General features: G+C 60.7%; 19 protein-coding genes. 8 read left to right on the top strand and 11 right to left on the bottom strand.

Annotation, left to right across the window (positions count from 1 at the left end):
• Nucleotides 1-51: 51 nt before the first annotated feature.
• From aspS to RFER_RS06465, 10 genes are all read right to left on the bottom strand, one after another.
• Nucleotides 52-1,887, bottom strand: coding sequence for an aspartate--tRNA ligase (gene aspS, locus RFER_RS06510; protein ID WP_011463599.1), 1,836 nt, complete (start codon nucleotides 1,885-1,887; stop codon nucleotides 52-54).
• A 48-nt stretch (nucleotides 1,888-1,935) separates the two neighbouring features.
• The gene (locus RFER_RS06505) at nucleotides 1,936-2,583 is read right to left on the bottom strand and encodes a DUF502 domain-containing protein (RefSeq protein ID WP_085998770.1); all 648 of its coding nucleotides are present in this window, start codon (nucleotides 2,581-2,583) and stop codon (nucleotides 1,936-1,938) included.
• 35 nt (nucleotides 2,584-2,618) lie between these two features.
• Nucleotides 2,619-2,960: an FmdB family zinc ribbon protein gene (locus tag RFER_RS06500; RefSeq protein ID WP_011463597.1), complete on the bottom strand. Its 342-nt coding sequence runs from the start codon at nucleotides 2,958-2,960 to the stop codon at nucleotides 2,619-2,621.
• A gap of 69 nt (nucleotides 2,961-3,029) precedes the next feature.
• Nucleotides 3,030-4,595, bottom strand: coding sequence for a ubiquinone biosynthesis regulatory protein kinase UbiB (gene ubiB / locus RFER_RS06495; RefSeq protein ID WP_011463596.1), 1,566 nt, complete (start codon nucleotides 4,593-4,595; stop codon nucleotides 3,030-3,032).
• Nucleotides 4,592-5,146, bottom strand: coding sequence for a hypothetical protein (locus RFER_RS06490; protein WP_011463595.1), 555 nt, complete (start codon nucleotides 5,144-5,146; stop codon nucleotides 4,592-4,594). The genes ubiB and RFER_RS06490 overlap by 4 nt, the downstream gene beginning before the upstream one ends.
• A gap of 82 nt (nucleotides 5,147-5,228) precedes the next feature.
• Nucleotides 5,229-6,185: a Tim44 domain-containing protein gene (locus RFER_RS06485; protein ID WP_011463594.1), complete on the bottom strand. Its 957-nt coding sequence runs from the start codon at nucleotides 6,183-6,185 to the stop codon at nucleotides 5,229-5,231.
• Nucleotides 6,186-6,209: 24 nt separating this feature from the next.
• On the bottom strand, nucleotides 6,210-6,941 hold the full coding sequence (ubiE, locus tag RFER_RS06480) for a bifunctional demethylmenaquinone methyltransferase/2-methoxy-6-polyprenyl-1,4-benzoquinol methylase UbiE (protein WP_011463593.1): 732 nt from the start codon (nucleotides 6,939-6,941) through the stop codon (nucleotides 6,210-6,212).
• A 22-nt stretch (nucleotides 6,942-6,963) separates the two neighbouring features.
• Nucleotides 6,964-7,377: a gamma-butyrobetaine hydroxylase-like domain-containing protein gene (locus RFER_RS06475; protein ID WP_011463592.1), complete on the bottom strand. Its 414-nt coding sequence runs from the start codon at nucleotides 7,375-7,377 to the stop codon at nucleotides 6,964-6,966.
• Nucleotides 7,378-7,420: 43 nt separating this feature from the next.
• A complete protein-coding gene (locus RFER_RS06470; protein ID WP_011463591.1) occupies nucleotides 7,421-7,864 on the bottom strand; it encodes an HIT family protein in 444 nt (147 codons plus the stop codon).
• A gap of 3 nt (nucleotides 7,865-7,867) precedes the next feature.
• Nucleotides 7,868-11,791 carry a DUF3683 domain-containing protein gene (locus RFER_RS06465; protein ID WP_011463590.1) on the bottom strand — a complete coding sequence of 1,308 codons (3,924 nt, stop codon included), beginning with the start codon at nucleotides 11,789-11,791 and terminating at the stop codon, nucleotides 7,868-7,870.
• Nucleotides 11,792-12,023: 232 nt separating this feature from the next.
• Between RFER_RS06465 and ugpB the strand changes: the two genes are divergently transcribed.
• From ugpB to ugpQ, 5 genes are all read left to right on the top strand, one after another.
• Nucleotides 12,024-13,331: a sn-glycerol-3-phosphate ABC transporter substrate-binding protein UgpB gene (gene ugpB, locus RFER_RS06460; RefSeq protein WP_011463589.1), complete on the top strand. Its 1,308-nt coding sequence runs from the start codon at nucleotides 12,024-12,026 to the stop codon at nucleotides 13,329-13,331.
• A gap of 10 nt (nucleotides 13,332-13,341) precedes the next feature.
• The gene (ugpA, locus tag RFER_RS06455) at nucleotides 13,342-14,223 is read left to right on the top strand and encodes a sn-glycerol-3-phosphate ABC transporter permease UgpA (protein WP_011463588.1); all 882 of its coding nucleotides are present in this window, start codon (nucleotides 13,342-13,344) and stop codon (nucleotides 14,221-14,223) included.
• A 15-nt stretch (nucleotides 14,224-14,238) separates the two neighbouring features.
• On the top strand, nucleotides 14,239-15,090 hold the full coding sequence (ugpE, locus tag RFER_RS06450) for a sn-glycerol-3-phosphate ABC transporter permease UgpE (RefSeq protein WP_011463587.1): 852 nt from the start codon (nucleotides 14,239-14,241) through the stop codon (nucleotides 15,088-15,090).
• Between the two features lie 67 nt (nucleotides 15,091-15,157).
• A complete protein-coding gene (locus RFER_RS06445; protein ID WP_011463586.1) occupies nucleotides 15,158-16,195 on the top strand; it encodes a sn-glycerol-3-phosphate import ATP-binding protein UgpC in 1,038 nt (345 codons plus the stop codon).
• Between the two features lie 11 nt (nucleotides 16,196-16,206).
• The gene (gene ugpQ / locus RFER_RS06440) at nucleotides 16,207-16,992 is read left to right on the top strand and encodes a glycerophosphodiester phosphodiesterase (RefSeq protein ID WP_011463585.1); all 786 of its coding nucleotides are present in this window, start codon (nucleotides 16,207-16,209) and stop codon (nucleotides 16,990-16,992) included.
• Between the two features lie 16 nt (nucleotides 16,993-17,008).
• On the opposite strand, the gene RFER_RS06435 is transcribed toward ugpQ, so the two are convergent.
• Entirely contained in the window at nucleotides 17,009-17,287 is a 279-nt protein-coding gene (locus tag RFER_RS06435) for a hypothetical protein (RefSeq protein WP_011463584.1), read from the bottom strand.
• 71 nt (nucleotides 17,288-17,358) lie between these two features.
• On the opposite strand from RFER_RS06435, the gene hemA reads away from it, so the two are divergent.
• The 3 genes from hemA to prmC all read left to right on the top strand — a co-directional run bounded on the left by hemA (nucleotide 17,359) and on the right by prmC (nucleotide 20,759).
• Complete coding sequence (gene hemA, locus RFER_RS06430) at nucleotides 17,359-18,618, top strand: glutamyl-tRNA reductase (protein ID WP_011463583.1); 1,260 nt, start codon at nucleotides 17,359-17,361, stop codon at nucleotides 18,616-18,618.
• Between the two features lie 117 nt (nucleotides 18,619-18,735).
• Nucleotides 18,736-19,836, top strand: a complete 1,101-nt coding sequence (prfA, locus tag RFER_RS06425) for a peptide chain release factor 1 (protein ID WP_011463582.1) — start codon at nucleotides 18,736-18,738, stop codon at nucleotides 19,834-19,836.
• A gap of 80 nt (nucleotides 19,837-19,916) precedes the next feature.
• Nucleotides 19,917-20,759 (top strand): peptide chain release factor N(5)-glutamine methyltransferase, encoded by an 843-nt coding sequence (prmC, locus tag RFER_RS06420; RefSeq protein ID WP_011463581.1) that lies wholly within the window; start codon nucleotides 19,917-19,919, stop codon nucleotides 20,757-20,759.
• The last annotated feature ends 95 nt before the right edge of the window (nucleotides 20,760-20,854 follow it).

Here is a 20,854-nt window from a genome sequence, read left to right as displayed (position 1 = left end):
GCCATTCAAGCGCCCTTTCATTCTGCCTGAAGCCCGCCGTCCAGGGCTTGATCAAGCCGCTTTTATGGGCTCAGGCGTGCGCAGCCGGATGTGCAGTTCGCGCAACTGTTTCTCGTCCACCGGTGACGGCGCTTGCGTCAGCAGACACTGCGCACGCTGGGTTTTGGGGAAGGCGATGACGTCGCGAATTGACTCGGCACCGGTCATCAACGTAATGATGCGGTCCAGACCAAAAGCCAGGCCGCCATGCGGTGGCGCACCATATTGCAAGGCATCCAGCAAGAAACCAAATTTGTCTTGCGCTTCTTCCGGCGAGATTTTCAAGGCATCAAACACTTTTTGCTGCACATCGGCGCGGTGGATACGCACCGAGCCGCCGCCCATCTCCCAGCCGTTGAGCACCATGTCATAACCCTGCGAGATGCACTTCTCGGGGGCTGTGACCATCCAGTCTTCATGCCCTTCCTTGGGCGCCGTGAAGGGGTGATGCACTGCGGTGTAGCGCTGCGCCTCTTCATCAAACTCAAACATCGGAAAGTCAACCACCCACATCGGGCGCCAGGACTTCTCGAACAAAGCATTCTTCTTGCCAAACTCGCTGTGACCAATCTTGATGCGCAAAGCGCCGATGGCGTCGTTGACAATCTTGGCTTTGTCAGCGCCAAAGAAAATCAGGTCTCCATCTTGCGCACCGGTGCGGGCCAGCACTTCGGCAATGGCTTTGTCGTGAATATTCTTGACGATGGGCGACTGCAGGCCCGGCCACCGAAGGGCCTTGTCGCCCGGGCCCTTGGCCAACTCGTTGACCTTGATGTACGCCAGCCCTTTGGCCCCGTAGATTTTGACAAACTCAGCGTAGGCATCAATCTCGCCACGGCTCAAGCCGCCGACTTCACGCGCGCCGCCCGGAATGCGCAGGCCCACCACACGACCGCCCTTCATGGTCGCGGCACCCGAGAACACCTTGAAGTCCACGTCGGTCATCACATCGGTCAGCTCGGTGAATTCGAGCTTGACGCGCAGGTCGGGCTTGTCCGAGCCATAACGATGCATGGCCTCGGAATACGCCATCACCGGGAATTCGCCCAAGTCAACATTCAAGGTGGTCTTGAAAACGGTCGTGATCATTTCCTGGAACAGGTCACGAATATCCTGTTCACTCAGAAACGAGGTCTCAATATCAATTTGTGTGAATTCGGGCTGGCGGTCAGCACGCAAGTCCTCATCACGAAAGCACTTGGTGATCTGGTAATAACGATCGAAACCCGCCACCATCAACAATTGCTTGAACAACTGCGGGCTCTGCGGCAAGGCAAAAAAGTGGCCCTCATGGACTCGGCTGGGCACCAGATAGTCGCGCGCACCCTCTGGGGTGGACTTGCCGAGCATCGGGGTTTCAATGTCAACAAAACCGTTGGCATCGAGAAACTTGCGCACCTCCATGGCCACGCGGTAGCGCAACATCAAATTGTTTTGCATATAGGGGCGACGCAAGTCCAGCACCCGGTGCGTCAGGCGCGTGGTCTCGCTCAGGTTGTCATCATCGAGCTGAAACGGGGGCGTGACCGACGGGTTGAGTACCGTCAGCTCATGGCAAAGCACCTCGATCTTGCCGCTCTTGAGGCCTTCATTGACCGTGCCTTCAGGGCGGGCACGCACCAGGCCTTTGACCTGAATACAAAACTCGTTGCGAAGACCCTCGGCCACCTTGAACATGTCGGCACGGTCCGGGTCACACACCACCTGCACGTAACCTTCGCGATCCCGGATATCGACAAAAATCACGCCCCCGTGGTCGCGGCGACGATTAACCCAACCACACAGGGTGACGGTTTGACCCAACAGGGTGTCGGTGACAAGACCGCAATAATGAGAGCGCATGGCCATAAACAGCTTTCAGAGCCCGCCTCGCGAGGCGGCACAGGTTATCAAAAATTAAGGCGAAACTTGCTTGGGCGCAAGCTCAATTGCGACCGCTGGTGCCACTGAACCCATGGAAATGACATAGGTCAGTGCCTCATCCACACTCATGCGCAATTCAATCACTTCGGAGCGCGGCAGCAGCAGAAAAAACCCACTGGTCGGGTTCGGCGTCGTCGGAACATAAACACTCACAAAATCAGCCCCGAGGTGGTGAGCCACCTCGCCGCCGGGAGTGCCGGTCTGGAACGCAACAGTCCAGACACCGGCGCGCGGATACTGGACCAGCATGGCCTTGCGAAACGCATTGCCATTGCTGGAAAAAAGCGTGTCCGACACTTTCTTGACGCTGTTGTAGATCGACTTGAAAACCGGGATATGGGCAAACAACCGGTCCCATTGCGCCAGCCACCAGCGGCCTGCCACATTGGAGACCAGTGCGCCCGTTACCAGCAAGGCGCTAAAAACCAGCACCACGCCAAGCCCGGGAATATGGCGCAGCGGCTCAATCAGGGTGCCCGCCGAGTTGGGGGTCAACGCGACCAGTCCCGTCAATAAACCGCCAAAAATGGCATCGAGCAGCCCGACCAGCCACAACAGCACCCAAATGGTGATGGCCAATGGCAACCAGACCAGTAAACCAGTGAGCAGGTACTTCTTGATGGGCACGAGATTTCCAGCGCTTGGGTGGGGCAACGTTAATGGCAGGCGCAGGCGCCACCGCAGCCACCGGCTGCCGGCGGCGTTGCAACTGGTTTTGTCGTGGAACTCTCGCTTGGCTTGGCGCCCTCTGTCGCAGTTGCCACAGCGCCGGCGCTGTCGGCGGCCGGAGCCGTTGCAGTGGATGCAGCCGAGGCGCCGCCCTTGAAATCGGTGGCGTACCAGCCAGAACCTTTGAGCTGGAAGCCCGCCGCGGTCAGTTGCTTCTTGAAGGCAGAAGCGCCGCAGGAGGGGCAATCGGTCAGCACCGCATCCGACATCTTTTGCAGCACGTCCTTGGCAAACCCGCAGGACTCACATTTATAGGCATAAATTGGCATGGCAATACGGCTCGGATTTCAAGTAACAAAGCCCGACATTATAAAGCGCCATGCAACCAAGCGGGCTGACTAAAAAACCCGTACCCGCACAATCACCTGCATGACCAGCAAGCCGAGCACAAATCCCAGAACCCCATAAAGGAGCGCCTGCAACAAACGGTTGGTGCGTTTTTGCTCCACCAGCAAGGCTTCGAGTCCGCCATTCTGGCCCGACTTTCCATGTTTCAGAAAATCGACCAGCAGGCGCGGGAGTTCAGGGATCAGCTTGGCATAGAGCGGGGCTTCGTTGCGCAACTGGTCCATGAGCATTTTCGGCCCCAGTTGGTCAATCATCCATTTCTCAAGAAACGGTTTGGCCGTGCTCCAGAGATCCAGATCAGGGTCCAGTTGGCGACCCAGGCCTTCGATGTTGAGCAGCGTCTTTTGCAGCAACACCAGCTGCGGCTGGATTTCGACATGAAAACGCCGCGAGGTCTGGAACAGGCGCATCAACACAATGCCCAGCGAGAAATCCTTCAACGGCCGATCAAAGTACGGCTCGCACACCGAGCGGATGGCCGACTCCAGCTCATCGACCCGGGTTGCAGGCGGCACCCAGCCGGACTCGATGTGCAACTCGGCGACCCGCTTGTAGTCGCGCCGGAAAAAGGCGGTGAAATTTTGCGCCAGGTACTCTTTATCAGACGCCGTCAAAGTGCCCACAATGCCGAAATCGAGCGAGATATAGCGGCCAAAGGTGGCCGGATCAATACTGACCTGGATGTTGCCGGGGTGCATGTCGGCATGAAAAAAGCCGTCACGAAACACCTGCGTGAAGAAAATCGTCACCCCGTCACGCGCCAGCTTCGGGATATCAACCCCCGCGGCCTTCAGGCGATCCACCTGGCTGACCGGCACCCCATGCATACGCTCCATCACAATGACATCGGTCGTGCAATAGTCCCAGAACATCTCGGGAATCAGTACCAGATTGAGCCCTGACATATTGCGGCGCAACTGCGCGGCACTGGACGCCTCGCGGATCAGATCAAGTTCGTCATGCAGGTACTTGTCAAACTCAGCCACCACTTCGCGCGGCTTGAGACGCTTGCCACCGTTGGAGAGGCTGTCGACCCAGCCCGCCATCATGCGCATCAGGCTCAGGTCTTTTTCAATCGCCAGCATCATGCCGGGGCGCAACACCTTGACCGCCACCTCGCGTTCGCGACCGTCCCGGTCCTTGAGCACAGCAAAATGGACCTGGGCAATCGAGGCACTGGCAACCGGCACCCGCTCAAACGAGACAAAAATGTCGCCGACTTTTTTATTGAACGCCCGCTCAATGGAGGCAATGGCCACATCGCTGTCAAACGGTGGCACCCGATCCTGCAAGCGGGCCAGCTCATCGGCAATATCGAGCGGCAACAAGTCGCGCCGCGTCGACAGCACCTGCCCAAACTTCACAAAAATCGGGCCCAGGCTCTCCAGCGCCTCGCGAATCCGTTGCCCCCGGGGTGCGTCGAGATTTCGCCCGATCGACACGATGCGGGCCAAGGCATGCAGCCAGGGCTTGCGAAAGCTGGTCAGAAACAGCTCATCGAGACCATAGCGCAACATCATCCAGACGATGAAGACGCCACGAAACAGACGCGTCATGTGGGCGCCTTGGTCGAGTCGGCCGCCGCGGCATTGCCCAGAAACTGACGCAGGGCGGCCGCCATGTTGCGGGCAGCTTGACTCAAGGTATGCGCGGGCGCGTCGCCGATCACACGCGCCAGATCTTCTTCAATGTCCCAGCGCACATGGTCGACCAGCCAATTCACATCGGCGGCAAGTTGCACATCGCCCTCAATACGCACCGCCGGTTTGTCGCCTCGCAGCACGTTTTGAGCGAGTGTCAACGGCGACTCTTCAGAAACCGCCAACACCAGGTCGGGCTTGTCTTGCGCCGTGGCCCGATCCAGCAAACCCGCCGGCGTAGCAACCAACCTGACAGAAAATGAGCGCCACTGCATCAGGACGACACGCCCTTTTTGCCTGGCCAGGCGGCTGGTCGCCTCAACTTCCTGCATCAGAATGTGATTGAGCAGCAAGACGATGCGACGCTGCGCCTCATCAACCGCCCATTCCGGCGGCTGCAAATTGGGCAGGGGTGGAAGATTTTGGAGGAGACCCTCCAGCCATGAAAAAGGGGACTGTGTTGCCATAGCCCCCGATTATTCCCTGAAATCAGACCGTTATTCGCGACCGACTGTGATTGCGGCCCCGGATCCCTGTCCGGCTTGACAGCTATTGCAGTGCCTGCACCCCTGCCACCAGCCAACCGCTCTTGCCGCTCTTGGTCTTGGTCATGTTCCACACTTCGCGGAACGGGCTGGCACCGGCCGACGGTTCTTCACGGATCATGCCGGAAAACTCGACACTGGCCATGTAGTCGTCACCGGTATCTTCAATGCCCAGAAGCTGCGCTTCGATCATGACAACATCCGTGAGATTGACCGGGCCACCGGTGTGGGCTTCCCGCTCAGCGAGTTGCGCTTGAATCTCCTTGAGCATCGTATCGGTCATCATGACGCGCAAGGCGTTGATGTCTGACTTGTCCCAAGCCGCCTGCAGCGACACAAAATTCGCTTTCGCCGACGTGAGGAAACCCTCCGCGTCAAAGCCGTCAGGAACACCCCAACTTTGCGAACCCGCCAGGCCAGAGCCAATCATCGAGCCGGCCACGGCAGGCGTTGTTTTCAGGGCCTCAAACGCCGTGCTGTTGCGCTCCCAGGGACGGGCGGAGGCGTCGTTCCCCACGTTTTCCGGCCGGTAGCTGGCAGGCAACTGCGCTGCGGTTGCGGGTGCTGCGCCTTGAAAAGCAAACGGCGACTTGGCCGTGTCCTGCGATTGCGCGCCTGAGCGAGACCGCTTGAACCAGGCCACCGCCATCATGATCACCATCGCCAGCAAGGCAAACATCAAGATCTGGCCAAAGGCCCCGCCCATGCCCAGGGAATTGGCCAACCAGGCCAGGCCCAGACCGGCGGCCAAACCGCCCAGCATGGCACCCCAAGGCCGCTTGGGCGCAACGCCCGCCGGTGCTGCGGCGGGTGCCGCAGCCGGAGGCATGGGCGCGGCCTGACGCTGCGTCACGTTGCTCGACTGTTTGCCAAAAGAACGGCCGCCGCCAAGGCGCGCTGCCTCGGCGTTAAAACCTGCCAAAAGCATCAATGCCGCCAAAACCCAAGTCCACAATTTCATAAGGTCTCCAAAAAATTCTTTACATCAACATTTGATGCCAACGTGCAAGGCTACCAGCCCCCCGGTCAGGTTGTGGTAATCCACATGACCAAAGCCATTATTTTTCATCAGGGCTTTGAGCTCCTCTTGCCCCGGATGCATGCGAATCGACTCGGCCAGGTAGCGGTAGCTGGCATCGTCACCGGCTACCAGTTGCCCCAGCTTGGGCAACACCTTGAATGAATACCAGTCATAGACTTTCTCCAGAGGCGGTGCCACCTTGGAAAACTCCAGCACCAGCAATTTGCCCCCGGTTTTGAGCACCCGGTTCATCTCGGCCAGCGCCAGGTCCTTGTGCGTCATGTTGCGCAGGCCAAAGGCGACGCTGACCACATCAAAGTGGTTGCTCGGGAACGGCAGTTTTTCGGCGTCACACACCACGGTCGGCAGGGAAACCCCGGCGTCCAGCAAGCGATTGCGCCCGGTGCGCAACATCGCCTCGTTGATGTCGGTGTGCACCACCTGCCCGCTCCGGCCCACTTTTTTGGAAAAAGCCAGCGCCAGGTCACCGGTGCCGCCGGCAATGTCGAGCACCTGATAGCCCTCACGAACATTGGCCACCATCACCGTGAAGGCCTTCCAGGCGCGATGCAAACCCATCGACATCAGGTCGTTCATCAGGTCGTATTTGGGCGCCACGGAATCGAACACGCCCCGCACGTGCTTCGCTTTTTCGGTTTCTGGAACCGTCTTGTAACCAAAATGTGTTGTCGTCATGGGTGCAATGTTAATTGTTTGTTCAATGGCTGCCGCAGGCTTTCCCGGCTTTCTCGGGCATGGGCGCATCCCGCTCCACGCCGGCGGCGGCGAGACGGGCGGTGTAGTCAGCCCACAGCTTGTCCTGCTGGGAACCCAGAAAATAGAGATAGTCCCAGGAAAAAATGCCGCTATCGTGACCATCCGAGAACGCGGGCTGGATGGCGTAGTTGCCGACCGGCTCCAGCCCGGCCAGTTCGACCTGGCGCTTGCCGGTCTGCAATACCTCTTGCCCCGGCCCGTGGCCCGCGACTTCGGCCGAAGGCGAGTACACGCGCATCAACTCAAAGGGAATACGAAAGGTGGCGCCATCGGAAAATGTCACCTCCAGCACCCTGGACTGGCTGTGCACCGTGATCGCCTGGGGCGTCGGCGCGCCTGCTTGCAAACCTGCCATATGAACCACCTTTTCAGAATTACCAGCTACAAAATCACAAAACTCACCAAGCGGCGCGCATCTCGGACAGTGCCCGTTCAATAGTGCCATCCACGTCTTCCAGGCGGGCCGCAAGGGCCGCCACAGCCGCCAAATCAACCGGGCGCTGAGGGGCGCTCCACACCGGCGCCGGAAAATGACTGTCCCAGTCAAAGCGGGCAATCACATGCCAGTGCAGGTGCGCCACCACATTGCCCAGGGCCGCCAGGTTGATCTTGGTCGGCTGCAGATGCTCCCGCAAGGCCTGCTCTACGGCACACACAGCCGCCATGCACAAGGCGCGATCGCTCGGGTCAAGGTCCGAAAACTCGGCCACATGCGCCGTCCAGACGACCCGGTAAAAGGCCGGGAAACCGGCCTCCATCGCCCGGATGACCCGGAATTTTTCGCCCTGAAACACCAGTGCACCACCCGTGGCGGCGCACAGGGGACAAGTTGAGTCGCTCATGCCTCAGACCAGCACCCGTTCAATACCGCCGTCATTGGCTCTGCTGACGTAGTCCGGCATCCACTGCTCGCCCAGAATCTGGTTCGCCATCTCGACCACGATGTAGTCCGCCTCCAGCAGGCCGCCTTTCAAGTCCTCACCGAATCGGCTCAAACCCTGCAGGCAGGCCGGACACGAGGTCAGCATCTTGATGTTGGCGTCCGGCGCCAGGGAACCCTTGGCGCGCAGCTGGGCTTCACCTTTGAGAATCTCTTCTTCCTTGCGAAAGCGCACTTGCGTGGACACGTCGGGCCGGTTCAGGGCCAGCGTACCCGACTCGCCACAGCAGCGCTCGGACTGGATCACGTTGTTACCCAACAAAGCCTTGACGGTTTTAAGAGGTTCCTGCAGCTTCATCGGGCTGTGGCAGGGGTCATGAAACAGGAAGGAGCCCGCATTGGCCAGCGTGATGCCTTTTTCCAGCAGGTATTCATGGATGTCGATGATGCGGCTGCCGGGGAAAATCTTGTCGAACTCGTAGTCCTGCAACTGGTCATAACAGGTGCCACAGCTCACCACCACGGTTTTGATGTCGAGGTAATTCAGGGTGTTGGCGACCCGGTGAAACAGCACCCGGTTGTCGGTGATGATTTTCTCCGCCTTGTCAAACTCGCCGCCGCCACGCTGCGGGTAACCGCAGCACAGGTAGCCCGGTGGCAGCACGGTCTGGACACCGGCATGCCACAGCATGGCCTGCGTCGCCAGCCCGACCTGGCTGAACAGGCGCTCCGAGCCGCAACCGGGAAAATAAAACACCGCCTCGGTCTCGGCCGTGGTGGACTGCGGGTTGCGGATGATGGGAACGTAGTCCTTGTCTTCAATATCGAGCAAGGCCCGTGCCGTCTTTTTGGGCAAACCGCCGGGCAGCTTCTTGTTGACGAAGTGAATGATTTGCTCTTTCAGCGGCGCGGCCCCCAGCGTGGCCGGTGGCGCCTTGGTCTGCGGGCGCGCCAGGCCGCGCAACAGGTCAGCCGCCAGGCGCTGCCCCTTGATGGCCACCTTGGTCATGACCGCACGCGCCAACTTGATGGTCTCGGGGTTGGTGGCATTGAGCATGAACATGGCGGCGGCACCGGCCGGGCGGAAGGTCTTCTTGCCCATCTTGCGCAACAGGTTGCGCATGTTCATGGTGACGTCGCCAAAGTCGATGTTCACCGGGCACGGCGACAGGCATTTGTGGCACACCGTGCAATGGTCAGCCACATCTTCAAACTCCTGCCAATGGCGGATCGAGATGCCGCGGCGCGTCTGCTCTTCGTACAAAAACGCTTCCACCAGCAGCGAGGTCGCCAAAATCTTGTCGCGCGGGCTGTAGAGCAAATTGGCGCGCGGCACATGGGTGGAACACACCGGCTTGCACTTGCCGCAGCGCAGGCAGTCTTTCACGCTGTCGGCGATGGCGCCAATGTCTGACTGCTGCATGATGAGCGACTCGTGCCCCATCAGGCCAAAGCTGGGGGTGTAGGCATTACTCAAGTCGGCATGCATCAAGTCAGGCTCTAGCCCCCGTCTTATCTCATTAGTATGCTCATTATTTCGCAGCAACTTACCTTTGTTGAAGCGCCCTTCGGGGTCGACGCGGGCCTTGTAGTCGGTGAACGGCTGCAACTCTTCGTCGCTCAAGAATTCGAGCTTGGTGATGCCAATGCCGTGCTCGCCCGAGATCACGCCGTCGAGCGAGCGCGCCAAGGCCATGATGCGTTTGACCGCACCGTGCGCGGCCTGCAGCATCTCGTAGTCATCGCTGTTGACCGGGATATTGGTGTGCACATTGCCGTCGCCGGCGTGCATGTGCAGCGCGATCCAGACCCGGCCTTTGAGCACGCGCTGGTGAATCGCCACGCACTCGCGAAGGATCGGCTCGAACGCCGCACCGGAAAAGATCTGCTGCAGGGGCGCGCGAATCTGCGTCTTCCAGCTGGCGCGCAGGCTGTGATCCTGCAAGGGGGGGAACAAGGCCTGCACGTCATCCAACCAGCCGCGCCACAGCGTGCGCACCTCGGCAATCAGGCTCAGCGCCTGTGCCACGCGGTCTTCCAGCAACTCGGCCGACGCAATCTCGTTGGCGTCGTCCTGCTTGCCCAAGGGTAAATGACCCTGCTCAAAAAAGTCTTGCAGCGCGTCACACAGCGCCAGCTTGTTGGCCAGGCTGAGCTCGATATTGATGCGCTCAATGCCGTCGGTGTACTCGGCCATGCGCGGCAACGGAATCACCACGTCTTCGTTGATCTTGAACGCGTTGGTGTGCCGGCTGATGGCGGCGGTGCGCTTGCGATCGAGCCAGAACTTTTTGCGTGCTTCCGGGCTGATGGCAATAAAGCCTTCCCCATGACGTGAATTGGCAATGCGCACCACCTCGCTGGTCACCCGCGCCACGGCATCGGCGTCATCACCGGCGATGTCCCCAAACAACACCATTTTGGGTACGCCGCCACCACTCAGAGCGGCGCCGCGCTTGCTCTTGGTGGCATAGCCCACCGCTTTCAAATAGCGGTCATCCAGATGCTCCAGCCCAGCCAGCACCACGCCCGAGCGTTTCTGCTCGGCAAACATGAAATCCTTGATCTCGACAATGCTGGGCACGGCATCCTTGGCATTGCCAAAAAACTCCAGGCACACGGTGCGGGTGTGTGTCGGCATACGGTGCACGACCCAGCGCGCACTGGTGATCAGGCCATCGCAGCCTTCTTTTTGAATGCCCGGCAGGCCGCTCAGAAACTTGTCGGTCACATCCTTGCCCAGGCCTTCCTTGCGGAAGGTCCTGCCGGGAATGTCGAGCCGCTCGGTGCGGATCGGCGTCTTGCCGTCCGCCTTGAAGTACTGCAGCTCAAAGCTGGCCACCGCCACATCGTGAATCTTGCCCAGGTTGTGGCCAATACGCGTCACCTCCAGCCACTCGGCCTGCGGCGTCACCATGCGCCAGCTCGCCAGGTTGTCCAGCGACGTGCCCCACAAGACGGCCTTTTTGCCGCCCGCGTTCATGGCGATGTTGCCGCCAATGCAGGAGGCTTCGGCCGAGGTCGGATCGACCGCAAACACGTAGCCGCCCCGCTCCGCCGCTTGCGACACGCGCTGGGTCACGACACCAGCTTCGGTCCACACCGTGGCCACGGGCTGGTCCAGACCGGGGAGCTGGACCATCTCGACTTCGGTCATGGCTTCGAGCTTTTCGGTGTTGATCACCACGCTCTTCCAGGTCAGGGGAATCGCGCCGCCGGTGTAACCGGTGCCGCCGCCCCGCGGGATGATGGTCAAGCCCAGTTCGATGCAGCCTTTGACCAGGCCCGCCATCTCGGCCTCGGTATCGGGCGTCAGGACCACAAACGGGTATTCGACGCGCCAATCGGTGGCGTCGGTCACGTGGCTCACACGCGAGAGGCCATCAAACTTGATGTTGTCTTTGGCGGTCAACTTCAGCAGCACGCGCTGGGTTTTGCGGCGCAAGGCGGCAGCTTCGACAAAAGACGCGTCAAACAACTGCACGGCCTGCCCCGCCGCCTTGAGCAGCTCGCCCACCAGGCCATCGCGCTCGGGGTCGGCCTCAGGCGTGCGGCGCTTTTGCACCTCATCAAGGCGATGGTGCAGGGCGTTGACCAGCAGCACCCGGCGTTTCGGGTTGTCCAGCAGGTCGTCCTGCAAATAGGGGTTGCGCTGCACCACCCAGATATCACCCAGAACCTCGTACAACATGCGGGCTGAACGGCCGGTGCGGCGCTCGTCGCGCAGGCGGTTGAGCCAGTCCCAGGCCGACGCCCCCAAGAGGCGAATAACGATTTCGCGATCAGAAAACGAGGTGTAGTTGTACGGAATTTCGCGAATGCGTTCATGCCCATGTGGCGCGACGGCGCCAGCGGGCAACAAGGACTTAAGCTGAGTGGGAGCGTTCATCGGGTTGTGTGATTGCAGCCGTTACGGAGCATGGCGGCGCTAATTAGATCGTGTCCGGGCTGGGTTGACGATGTTACCGCAGCGCAGCATTGCCCTACTGGGTTGATGGAAACCCTGATGACCACGCGTCAAAAACATGGGTTTAATCAAGCTTTTGGCAGATTGACATCTTTCTGCCGCAAATTGGTCATATTTCTTGACTATGCTCAGGCCCCTAACTCTAGGAGATCGCATGAAATTGAAACTTGCTGCTGTCGCTCTGGCAGCGTCGTGTGCCCTTTCGGCCCAGGCTGTGACCGAGGTCCAGTGGTGGCACTCGATGACTGCGGTGAACGGCGAATGGGTCAACGACCTGGCCAAAGGTTTTAACGCCAGCCAGAGCAACTACAAAATTGTGCCCACCTACAAAGGCACTTACGACGAATCCATGACATCGGCCGTGGCAGCGTTCCGCGCCGGCAATGCGCCGCACATTTTGCAGGTGTTTGAAGTGGGCACCGCCACCATGATGGCGAGCAAGAACGCCATCGTGCCAGTCGGCAAGATCATGAAGGATGCGGGGCAGAAGTTTGACCCCAAAGCCTATATCTCGGCCGTGGCCGGTTACTACACCGCACCCAGCGGCGAGATGCTGAGCTTTCCCTTCAACAGCTCCACCACGGTCTTCTATTACAACAAGGATGCCTTCAAAGCCGCCGGGCTGGATCCTGAAAAAGCCCCCAGCAGTTGGCCCGAAGTGGCGCTGGCCGCCGCCAAGCTCAAGGCCAACGGCCACAAGTGCCCACTGACGGTGGCCTGGCAAGGCTGGACCCAGTTGGAGAGTTTTTCCGCCTGGCACAACGTTGAATTTGCCACCAAGGCCAACGGTCTGGCCGGCATGGATGCCCGCATGAAGGTCAACTCGGATCTGCATGTGCGTCACATTGGCAACCTGGCCAACATGGCCAAGCAGGGCCTGTTTGTCTACAAAGGCCGCGCCAACGTGCCCGAAGCCACCTTTGTCTCGGGCGAGTGCGCCATGATCACCACCTCCAGCGGCTTTTACGGCAATGTGAAGAAAAACGCCAAGTTTGCCTATGGCCTGGCCCCCTTGCCCTACTACCCGGATGTGCCCGGCGCACCGCAAAACACCGTCATTGGCGGTGCCAGTTTGTGGGTCATGGCGGGCAAGAAAGCCGATGAATACAAGGGCGTGGCCGAGTTCTTTACCTATGTCTCAAGCCCCGAAGTGCAGTCCGCCAGCCACAAGCGCACCGGCTACCTGCCCATCACCACCGCAGCATTTCAGTTGACTGAAAAATCCGGTTTCTACAAGGAAAATCCGGGCACCGATGTGGCGGTCAATCAGATGATCCGCAAGGTGACAGACAAGTCGCGCGGCATCCGCCTGGGCAACTATGTGCAGATCCGCACCATCGAGGACGAAGAACTGGAACAGGTCTGGGGCGGCAAGAAATCGGCCAAAGAGGCCTTGGACGCCATTGTCAAGCGCGGCAATGAGCTGCTGGAGCGGTTTGAGAAAGCCAACAAAAATGGCTAAGCGCTAGAAAGTGGAAAAGCGCGTTTTTTTCCGGTCAGCATGGCTGCCCTGGGTGCTGATGGCACCCCAGGTGGCCGTGATTGCGCTATTTTTCTTCTGGCCAGCCGCCCAGGCCCTGCTGCAGTCGGTGCAGCAGTCGGATGCCTTTGGCACTTCGGTCGACTGGGTCGGGCTGGACAATTTCCGCAACCTGTGGAACGACGACACCTACCTGGCATCGTTCTATACCACGGCCATTTTTTCAACCCTGGTGGCCGTGTTGGGCATCAGTGTGTCCTTGCTGCTGGCAGTTTTTGCGGACCGCATCGTCAAAGGTGCGCTGGCGTATAAAACCCTGCTGATCTGGCCCTACGCAGTGGCGCCTGCCGTTGCCGGGGTGTTGTGGCTGTTCATGTTTGCGCCCAGCGTGGGCGTGGTCTCTTACTGGCTGCGCGCGCTCGGCGTCGACTGGAATCATTTGCTCAACGGAACGCACGCCATGACGCTGGTCGTGATGGCGTCGGTGTGGAAGCAGATCTCCTACAACTTTTTGTTCTTTTTGGCGGGCTTGCAAAGCATTCCCAAATCATTGATTGAAGCGGCCGCCATTGACGGCGCGCGCCCCTGGCGACGCTTCTGGACGATGGTGTTCCCGCTGCTCTCACCGACCACGTTTTTTCTGCTGGTCATCAACATGGTCTATGCGTTTTTCGACACCTTTGCCATCATCGATGCCGCCACGCAAGGCGGCCCCGGCAAAGACACCGCCATTCTGGTTTACAAGGTCTACTTTGACGGCTTCAAGGCCATGGACATGGGCGGCTCGGCCGCGCAGTCGGTGGTGCTGATGGTGATTGTGGTGGCGCTGACCGTGGTGCAGTTCCGTTTTGTCGAGAAGAAAGTAAATTACTGATGAAGGTCACTCTGCATGGTTGAGCGCCGCCCTTTCCTGACCATGCTGTCACACGCCGTGCTGATTCTGGGTGTGCTGGTAGTGGCGTTTCCGCTCTACCTGACGTTTGTCGCCTCTACACAGACTTCGCAGGCCATTGTGCAAACCCCCATGCCGCTGCTGCCGGGCGGGCATCTGATTGAAAACTACACCGCCGCGTGGAACGGCACAGGCGGCGGTTCGGGCTCCAAAGCGCCGGTCGGGCAGATGATGGTGGTAAGCCTGATCTCCGCGTTGATCATCGCCATTGGCAAGATCGCCATCTCGCTGCTGTCAGCCTTTGCCATCGTGTACTTTCGCTTTCCCGGCCGCATGTTTTTCTTCTGGGCCATCTTCATCACGCTGATGCTGCCGGTAGAGGTACGCATTGGCCCAACGTACAAAGTGGTGTCGGACCTTGGCATGCTCAACAGCTATGCGGGCCTGACGATTCCGCTGATCGCCTCGGCCACCGCCACCTTTTTGTTCCGGCAGTTTTTCCTGACCGTCCCGGAAGAACTGGTGGAAGCCGCGCGCATGGACGGCGCCGGGCCGATGCGGTTTTTCAAGGACGTGCTGGTGCCGCTGTCAGCCACCAGCATTGCAGCGCTGTTTGTCATCCAGTTCATTTACGGCTGGAATCAGTACCTGTGGCCGCTGCTCGTCACCACCAGCGAGGACATGTACCCGGTGGTGATCGGCATCAAACGCATGATCTCCGGTGGCGACTCCGAGATGCAATGGAACATCGTCATGGCCACCGCCGTGCTGGCCATGATTCCACCTGCCCTGGTGGTGATGCTGATGCAGAAATGGTTTGTCAAAGGGCTGGTGGATACAGAAAAATAAACGTGCTTGCGGGACAGGCCAAGATTTGCGCAGCAAATTTGCTCTGTCGCCACAACTGATTAAAACTATGGCTTCAATCACATTAAAAAACGTCACCAAACGCTATGGGCACGGCAAAACCGCCACCCCGGTCATCCATGGCATCAGCGCCGGGATTCTTGACGGCGAGTTCGTCGTCATCGTCGGCCCCTCCGGTTGCGGCAAATCGACCCTGTTGCGCATGGTGGCGGGACTGGAAGAAATCACCAGCGGCGACATTTCCATTGGCAACCGGGTCGTCAACAAATTGGAGCCCTCCGAGCGTGACATTGCCATGGTGTTCCAGAACTACGCCCTGTACCCGCACATGAGCGTGTTCGACAACATGGCTTACGGGCTCAAGATCGCGAAAGTGCCAGTCGACGAGATCAAGACACGGGTGGACAAGGCCGCCAAAATCCTTGAGATCGGCCCGTTTTTGCAACGCAAGCCGCGCGAGCTCTCAGGTGGCCAGCGCCAGCGGGTGGCCATGGGCCGCGCCATCGTGCGCCAGCCGCAGGTTTTTTTGTTTGACGAACCCCTCTCCAATCTGGACGCCAAGCTGCGCGCCCAAACCCGGCTTGAAATCCAGAAACTGCACCGCGAACTGGGCATCACCTCGCTGTTTGTGACGCACGACCAGGTGGAGGCCATGACCCTGGCGCAGCGCATGATCGTCATGAACGCGGGTGTCATGGAACAGTTTGGCACCCCCGAAGAGGTCTACACCCGCCCGGCCAGCACCTTTGTCGCGGGCTTCATGGGCTCGCCGCCGATGAACCTGCTCAAAAACGCCCCCGGCGCCAGCGCCAACACCATCACCGGCGTGCGTCCCGAGCATCTCGACATCGCATCCAGCGGCTGGGCGCTGCAGGTGGAAGCGGTCGAAATGCTGGGCGCCGAACGGCTGGTCTATGGACGCTGGGCGCATGGCGCCGGCGACGAGTTGGTCATTATCCGCAACGAAGAATCACACGCCGTGCCGACCCTGGGTAGCACCCTGCACGTCACCCCGCGCGCCGGCAAGCTGCACTGGTTTGACGCCAGCACCGGCAAACGCCGGGAGTCCGCCGGCGCCCATCCCTGAACGCGCCCGCCATGACAACACAAGACACACGCCCCCCCTGGCCCTACCCGCGCTGGATCGCGCACCGGGGCGCCGGCAAACTGGCGCCCGAAAACACGCTGGCCGCGTTTCGTACCGGGGCCAGCCACGGTTACCGCATGTTTGAGTGCGACGTCAAGCTGAGTCTCGATGGCGTGCCGTTCCTGCTGCACGACGACACCTTGGTGCGCACCACCAGTGCGCGTGAGCAGTTGGGAGCAGGACTTGGCGCCGTCGGCGGCGATCACCCCTGGAGCACCTTGGCTCAGCTGGACGCAGGCAGCTGGCATTCGCGTGCTTTTGCCGGCGAGCCGCTCGCCAGTTTTGAGAATATTGCCCGTTTTTGCCTGGCCAACGGCTATTTTCTGAACATCGAAATCAAGCCCACGCCGGGACTCGAACACCAGACCGGCGCAGCCGTGGCAGACCATGCCGCCCGTCTCTGGGCTCACGCCACCGTGCCACCGCTGCTGAGCTCTTTCGCCCCGCCCGCACTGGCAGCGGCCCGCCACGCCCAGCCGCAGCTGCCGCGCGCGCTGCTGCTCGACGCGCTGTGGAGCGGCTGGCTGGAGACCGCCTTGTCGCTGGACTGCGTGGCCATCGTCTGCGACCAGGTGCTGTGGGACACCTCCACCGTGGCTCAAGCCCGCAGCGCAGGACTGCGCACCCTGAGTTACACCGTGAACGACCCCTCACAGGCGCAGCGCCTGATCGACTTGGGGACTGACGGCCTGATCACCGACCGGGTCGACTTGTTCGCCCCGGCGCGCCAGCCCTGAGCAACTTAAACGGCAACTAAGGCTGCCAAGCGCGGCGCATCAGCCACTGGCTGCTGGCGCAAAACAACGCCATCGCGCTGTAGGTGGCCATCTTGCCGTCATCACCCCATAACCACAAACCAAGCGCCAGCACGGCCGCCGACACTATAAAATTAATAGCTACTTGCGCATACAGGGAGAGGGCTTGCGGTCTTTTCTTCATAAAAAAACGCGCAGCCAGTGTCATCAGCACGGCCAGCCACAAGGCCGGGGCCATGAAATTCGACAAGTGATTCAGAAGGGCAAGCGGGTCCATCAATAACGGGTCCAGGAAAATGAAAAAAAGTTCGGGCCTTTGCGGACGCGCGATGATTTTATAATCCCCGTATGGCAGTCTGGACTTTGGGCATCAATCACACGACCGCGCCGCTTGATCTGCGCGGTCGCTTCGCGTTCGCCCTCGATCAGGTCGAGCCCACCTTGCGGGCCTTGCGCGGCTCACTGTCTCGCCAGCCGGAGGCGGCCTTGATTTCCACCTGCAACCGGACCGAGATTTATTGCGCCGGTGAAAAGCCCGAGCTGGAGCACACGCTGGACTGGCTGGCCCAGACCGGTGGCGTCTCTTCAAGCCTGCTGCGCACCCACTCCTACACCCTGCAAGACGATCTGGCCGCGCGCCACGCCTTTCGGGTCGCCAGCGGGCTCGACTCCATGGTGCTGGGCGAAACCCAGATTCTGGGTCAAATCAAAAACGCGGTGCGCGCGGCCGAAGCCGCCGGTGCGCTGGGCAACACCCTGAGCCAACTGTTCCAGCGCTCCTTTGCCGTCGCCAAAGAGGTGCGCAGCTCGACCGAGATCGGCGCCCACTCCATCAGCATGGCCGCCGCCGCCGTGCGCCTGGCCGGGCAACTGTTTGAAGACCTGGGCCAGGTGAAAATTCTGTTTGTCGGCGCAGGCGAGATGATTGAACTGTGCGCGACCCACTTTGCGGCCAAAAGCCCCAAAGCCATCGCCATTGCCAACCGCTCGCTGGAGAACGGCGAGAAACTGGCCAGCCGCTTTGGAGCGGAGGTCATGCGCCTGGCGGACTTGCCCGATCGCTTGCATGAATTTGACGCGGTAGTGAGCTGCACCGCCAGCACGCTGCCGATCATCGGCCTGGGCGCGGTGGAGCGGGCTTTGAAGCGGCGCAAACGCCGCCCCATGTTCATGGTTGACCTGGCGGTGCCGCGCGACATCGAGATCGAAGTCAAGGCGCTCGAAGACGTGTACCTGTACACCGTGGACGACCTGGCCAGCGTGGTGCAGACCGCGCAGGCCAGCCGTCAAGCCGCCGTGGCGCAGGCCGAGGCGATTGTGGACGCCGGGGTGCTGAGTTTCATGCACTGGGTCGATCAGCGCGGCTCGGTACCTTTGATCCAGCAACTCAATGCCCAGGCCGACGAATGGCGTGCGGCAGAACTGGCACGCGCGCGCAAGCTGCTGGCCAAAGGCGAGGATGTCGAGGCCGTGCTCGAAGCGCTCTCCAAGGGCTTGACGCAAAAAATGCTGCACGGCGCCATGACGGAGTTGCGAGCCAGCGACACCGCCGCGCGTGAGCGGGCCAGCGCCGCCATCCAGCACTTCTTCTTGCGCAAAGAGCGTTAGCGGCGCTGATCCTGGGCTTGCGCCCGGCGCGCTGTCGCCCCTTGGGCACCACGCTCTGCACACCGTTCGAACCCAGCCAGGCGAAGTTGCCCGCCGAAGAACCACACCATTGCCCCCATGAAACCTTTTCTCCGCCAACAACTTGCACGCTACACCGACCGCCTGGGTGAGCTCGAATTTCTGCTCTCGCGCGAGGACATCATGCAAGACATGAAGCAGTTTCTGCTGCTGTCGCGCGAGCACACCGAAGTCGGCGCCGTGGCGAGCCGCTGGGCGCGCTACCAACAACTGGAAGCCGACCTGAGCGGCGCCCAGGAACTGCTGCGCGGTTCGGTCGACGACCCCGACATGACGGCCATGGCGCAAGAAGAAATCGACAACGCCAGTGCCGAATTGCAGAAACTTGAAAACGAGCTGCAACGCATGCTGCTGCCCAAGGACCCGGATGACGCACGCAACGCCTTCGTTGAAATCCGCGCCGGCACCGGCGGTGACGAATCGGCCCTGTTTGCCGCCGATTTGCTGCGCATGTACACGCGTTACTGCGAACGCCGGGGCTGGAAGGCCGAGATCATCAGCGAGTCCCCCAGCGAGCTCGGGGGCTACAAGGAGGTGGTGATCAAAATCGAAGGTGACCATGTCTACGGCGCGCTCAAGTTCGAGTCCGGCGGCCACCGGGTCCAGCGCGTGCCGGTCACCGAAACGCAAGGCCGCATTCACACCAGCGCCTGCACCGTGGCGGTACTGGCCGAGCCCGATGAAGCGGTGGCGATCCAGATCAACCCGGCCGACCTGCGCATCGACACCTACCGCGCCAGCGGCGCGGGCGGCCAGCACATCAACAAGACCGACTCGGCCGTGCGCATCACCCACCTGCCGACCGGCATCGTGGCCGAGTGCCAGGACGGGCGCAGCCAGCACAGCAACAAGGCGCAAGCGCTCAAAGTACTGACCGCCCGTATCCATGAAAAAGACCGCAGCGAGCGCGCGGCCAAGGACGCCGCCGAGCGCAAGGGGCTGATTGGCAGCGGCGACCGCAGCGACCGCATCCGCACCTACAACTTTCCGCAAGGGCGCCTGACCGACCACCGCATCAACCTGACGCTGTACAAGCTGCTGACCATCATGGAGGGCGACCTCGACGACGTGGTGCAGGCGCTGCAAGCTTTCGAGGCGGCGCAGCAGCTGGCGGCGCTGGAACTGGGCGCGGGCGCTTGATTTACCATTTTTATATGCAAAATTGCCTGTAGCCCCCGTCCAATCTTCCTAAGCCGCTAGTTCTTTTATAGCAAGTGACCATGCCGACCCTCTCACAAGCCTTGCGCCAAGCCCAGTCCCACGGCCTGGACCGGCTCGACGCGCAGTTGCTCCTGCTGCACGCGCTCGGCAAGTCGGCCCAGGAGCGGGCCTGGCTGCTGGCCCACGACACGGACGAACTGCCGCCTAGCGCGCAAGCCACGTTGGACGCCTGGGTTCAGCGCCGCGCCGCCAGTGAACCGCTGGCCTATATCACCGGCCACCAGGAATTCTTTGGCCTGGACCTGGCGGTGGACGCCCGTGTGCTGGTGCCGCGGCCAGACACGGAAACACTGGTGGAATGGGCACTGGACGTGCTGCAAGCCCCAACCGGGACCGCACCCGCCGTGCTCGACCTCGGCACCGGCAGCGGCGCCATCGCGCTGGCGCTCAAGGCAACGCGGCCTGAGCTGCGGGTGAGCGCCGTTGACTACAGCGCAGACGCACTGGCCGTGGCGCGGGCCAACGCCCAGCGTCTGGGACTGGCGGTGCAGTTCAGCCAGGGGGCGTGGTTGGCCGGCTTGGCACAGCCGGACGCCCGTTTTGACGCCATCGTCTCCAACCCGCCCTACGTTGCCGCGCAAGACAAGCACCTGGACGCCCTCACCTTTGAGCCGCTGCAAGCCTTGGCCAGCGGCGCCGACGGCCTGGATGACATCCGCCAGATCATCACCCAGGCCCCGGCCCATTTGAATCCTGGCGGCTGGCTGCTGCTGGAACACGGCTACGACCAGGCGGCTGCGGTGCGCGCCCTGTTGCTGGACGCCGGCCTGCATGACGTGCAGTCACGGCGCGATTTGAGCGGCATTGAACGCTGCAGCGGCGGACGTGTGCCACAGGCTTAAGGCCGGACGAAGAACTTGATCGGCCGATTCGACACAATGTGTTGCTTCTATTCGATGTCCAATTGATCAATTTCAACTGGACGATGGGCTTGAAA

The organism is Rhodoferax ferrireducens T118 (assembly GCF_000013605.1).
Classification (GTDB): domain Bacteria; phylum Pseudomonadota; class Gammaproteobacteria; order Burkholderiales; family Burkholderiaceae_C; genus Rhodoferax; species Rhodoferax ferrireducens.
Note: the sequence above shows the minus strand (reverse complement) of the source record. Positions and strands in the feature narration are given on the sequence as shown.

Coding starts and splice junctions, on each gene's coding strand:
- aspS (WP_011463599.1), bottom strand. CDS start 1,887: ATGGCCATGCGCTCTCATTATTGCGGTCTTGTCACCGACACCCTGTTG.
- RFER_RS06500 (WP_011463597.1), bottom strand. CDS start 2,960: ATGCCAATTTATGCCTATAAATGTGAGTCCTGCGGGTTTGCCAAGGAC.
- ubiB (WP_011463596.1), bottom strand. CDS start 4,595: ATGACGCGTCTGTTTCGTGGCGTCTTCATCGTCTGGATGATGTTGCGC.
- RFER_RS06490 (WP_011463595.1), bottom strand. CDS start 5,146: ATGGCAACACAGTCCCCTTTTTCATGGCTGGAGGGTCTCCTCCAAAAT.
- RFER_RS06485 (WP_011463594.1), bottom strand. CDS start 6,185: ATGAAATTGTGGACTTGGGTTTTGGCGGCATTGATGCTTTTGGCAGGT.
- ubiE (WP_011463593.1), bottom strand. CDS start 6,941: ATGACGACAACACATTTTGGTTACAAGACGGTTCCAGAAACCGAAAAA.
- RFER_RS06475 (WP_011463592.1), bottom strand. CDS start 7,377: ATGGCAGGTTTGCAAGCAGGCGCGCCGACGCCCCAGGCGATCACGGTG.
- RFER_RS06470 (WP_011463591.1), bottom strand. CDS start 7,864: ATGAGCGACTCAACTTGTCCCCTGTGCGCCGCCACGGGTGGTGCACTG.
- RFER_RS06465 (WP_011463590.1), bottom strand. CDS start 11,791: ATGAACGCTCCCACTCAGCTTAAGTCCTTGTTGCCCGCTGGCGCCGTC.
- ugpB (WP_011463589.1), top strand. CDS start 12,024: ATGAAATTGAAACTTGCTGCTGTCGCTCTGGCAGCGTCGTGTGCCCTT.
- ugpE (WP_011463587.1), top strand. CDS start 14,239: ATGGTTGAGCGCCGCCCTTTCCTGACCATGCTGTCACACGCCGTGCTG.
- RFER_RS06445 (WP_011463586.1), top strand. CDS start 15,158: ATGGCTTCAATCACATTAAAAAACGTCACCAAACGCTATGGGCACGGC.
- ugpQ (WP_011463585.1), top strand. CDS start 16,207: ATGACAACACAAGACACACGCCCCCCCTGGCCCTACCCGCGCTGGATC.
- RFER_RS06435 (WP_011463584.1), bottom strand. CDS start 17,287: ATGGACCCGCTTGCCCTTCTGAATCACTTGTCGAATTTCATGGCCCCG.
- hemA (WP_011463583.1), top strand. CDS start 17,359: ATGGCAGTCTGGACTTTGGGCATCAATCACACGACCGCGCCGCTTGAT.
- prfA (WP_011463582.1), top strand. CDS start 18,736: ATGAAACCTTTTCTCCGCCAACAACTTGCACGCTACACCGACCGCCTG.
- prmC (WP_011463581.1), top strand. CDS start 19,917: ATGCCGACCCTCTCACAAGCCTTGCGCCAAGCCCAGTCCCACGGCCTG.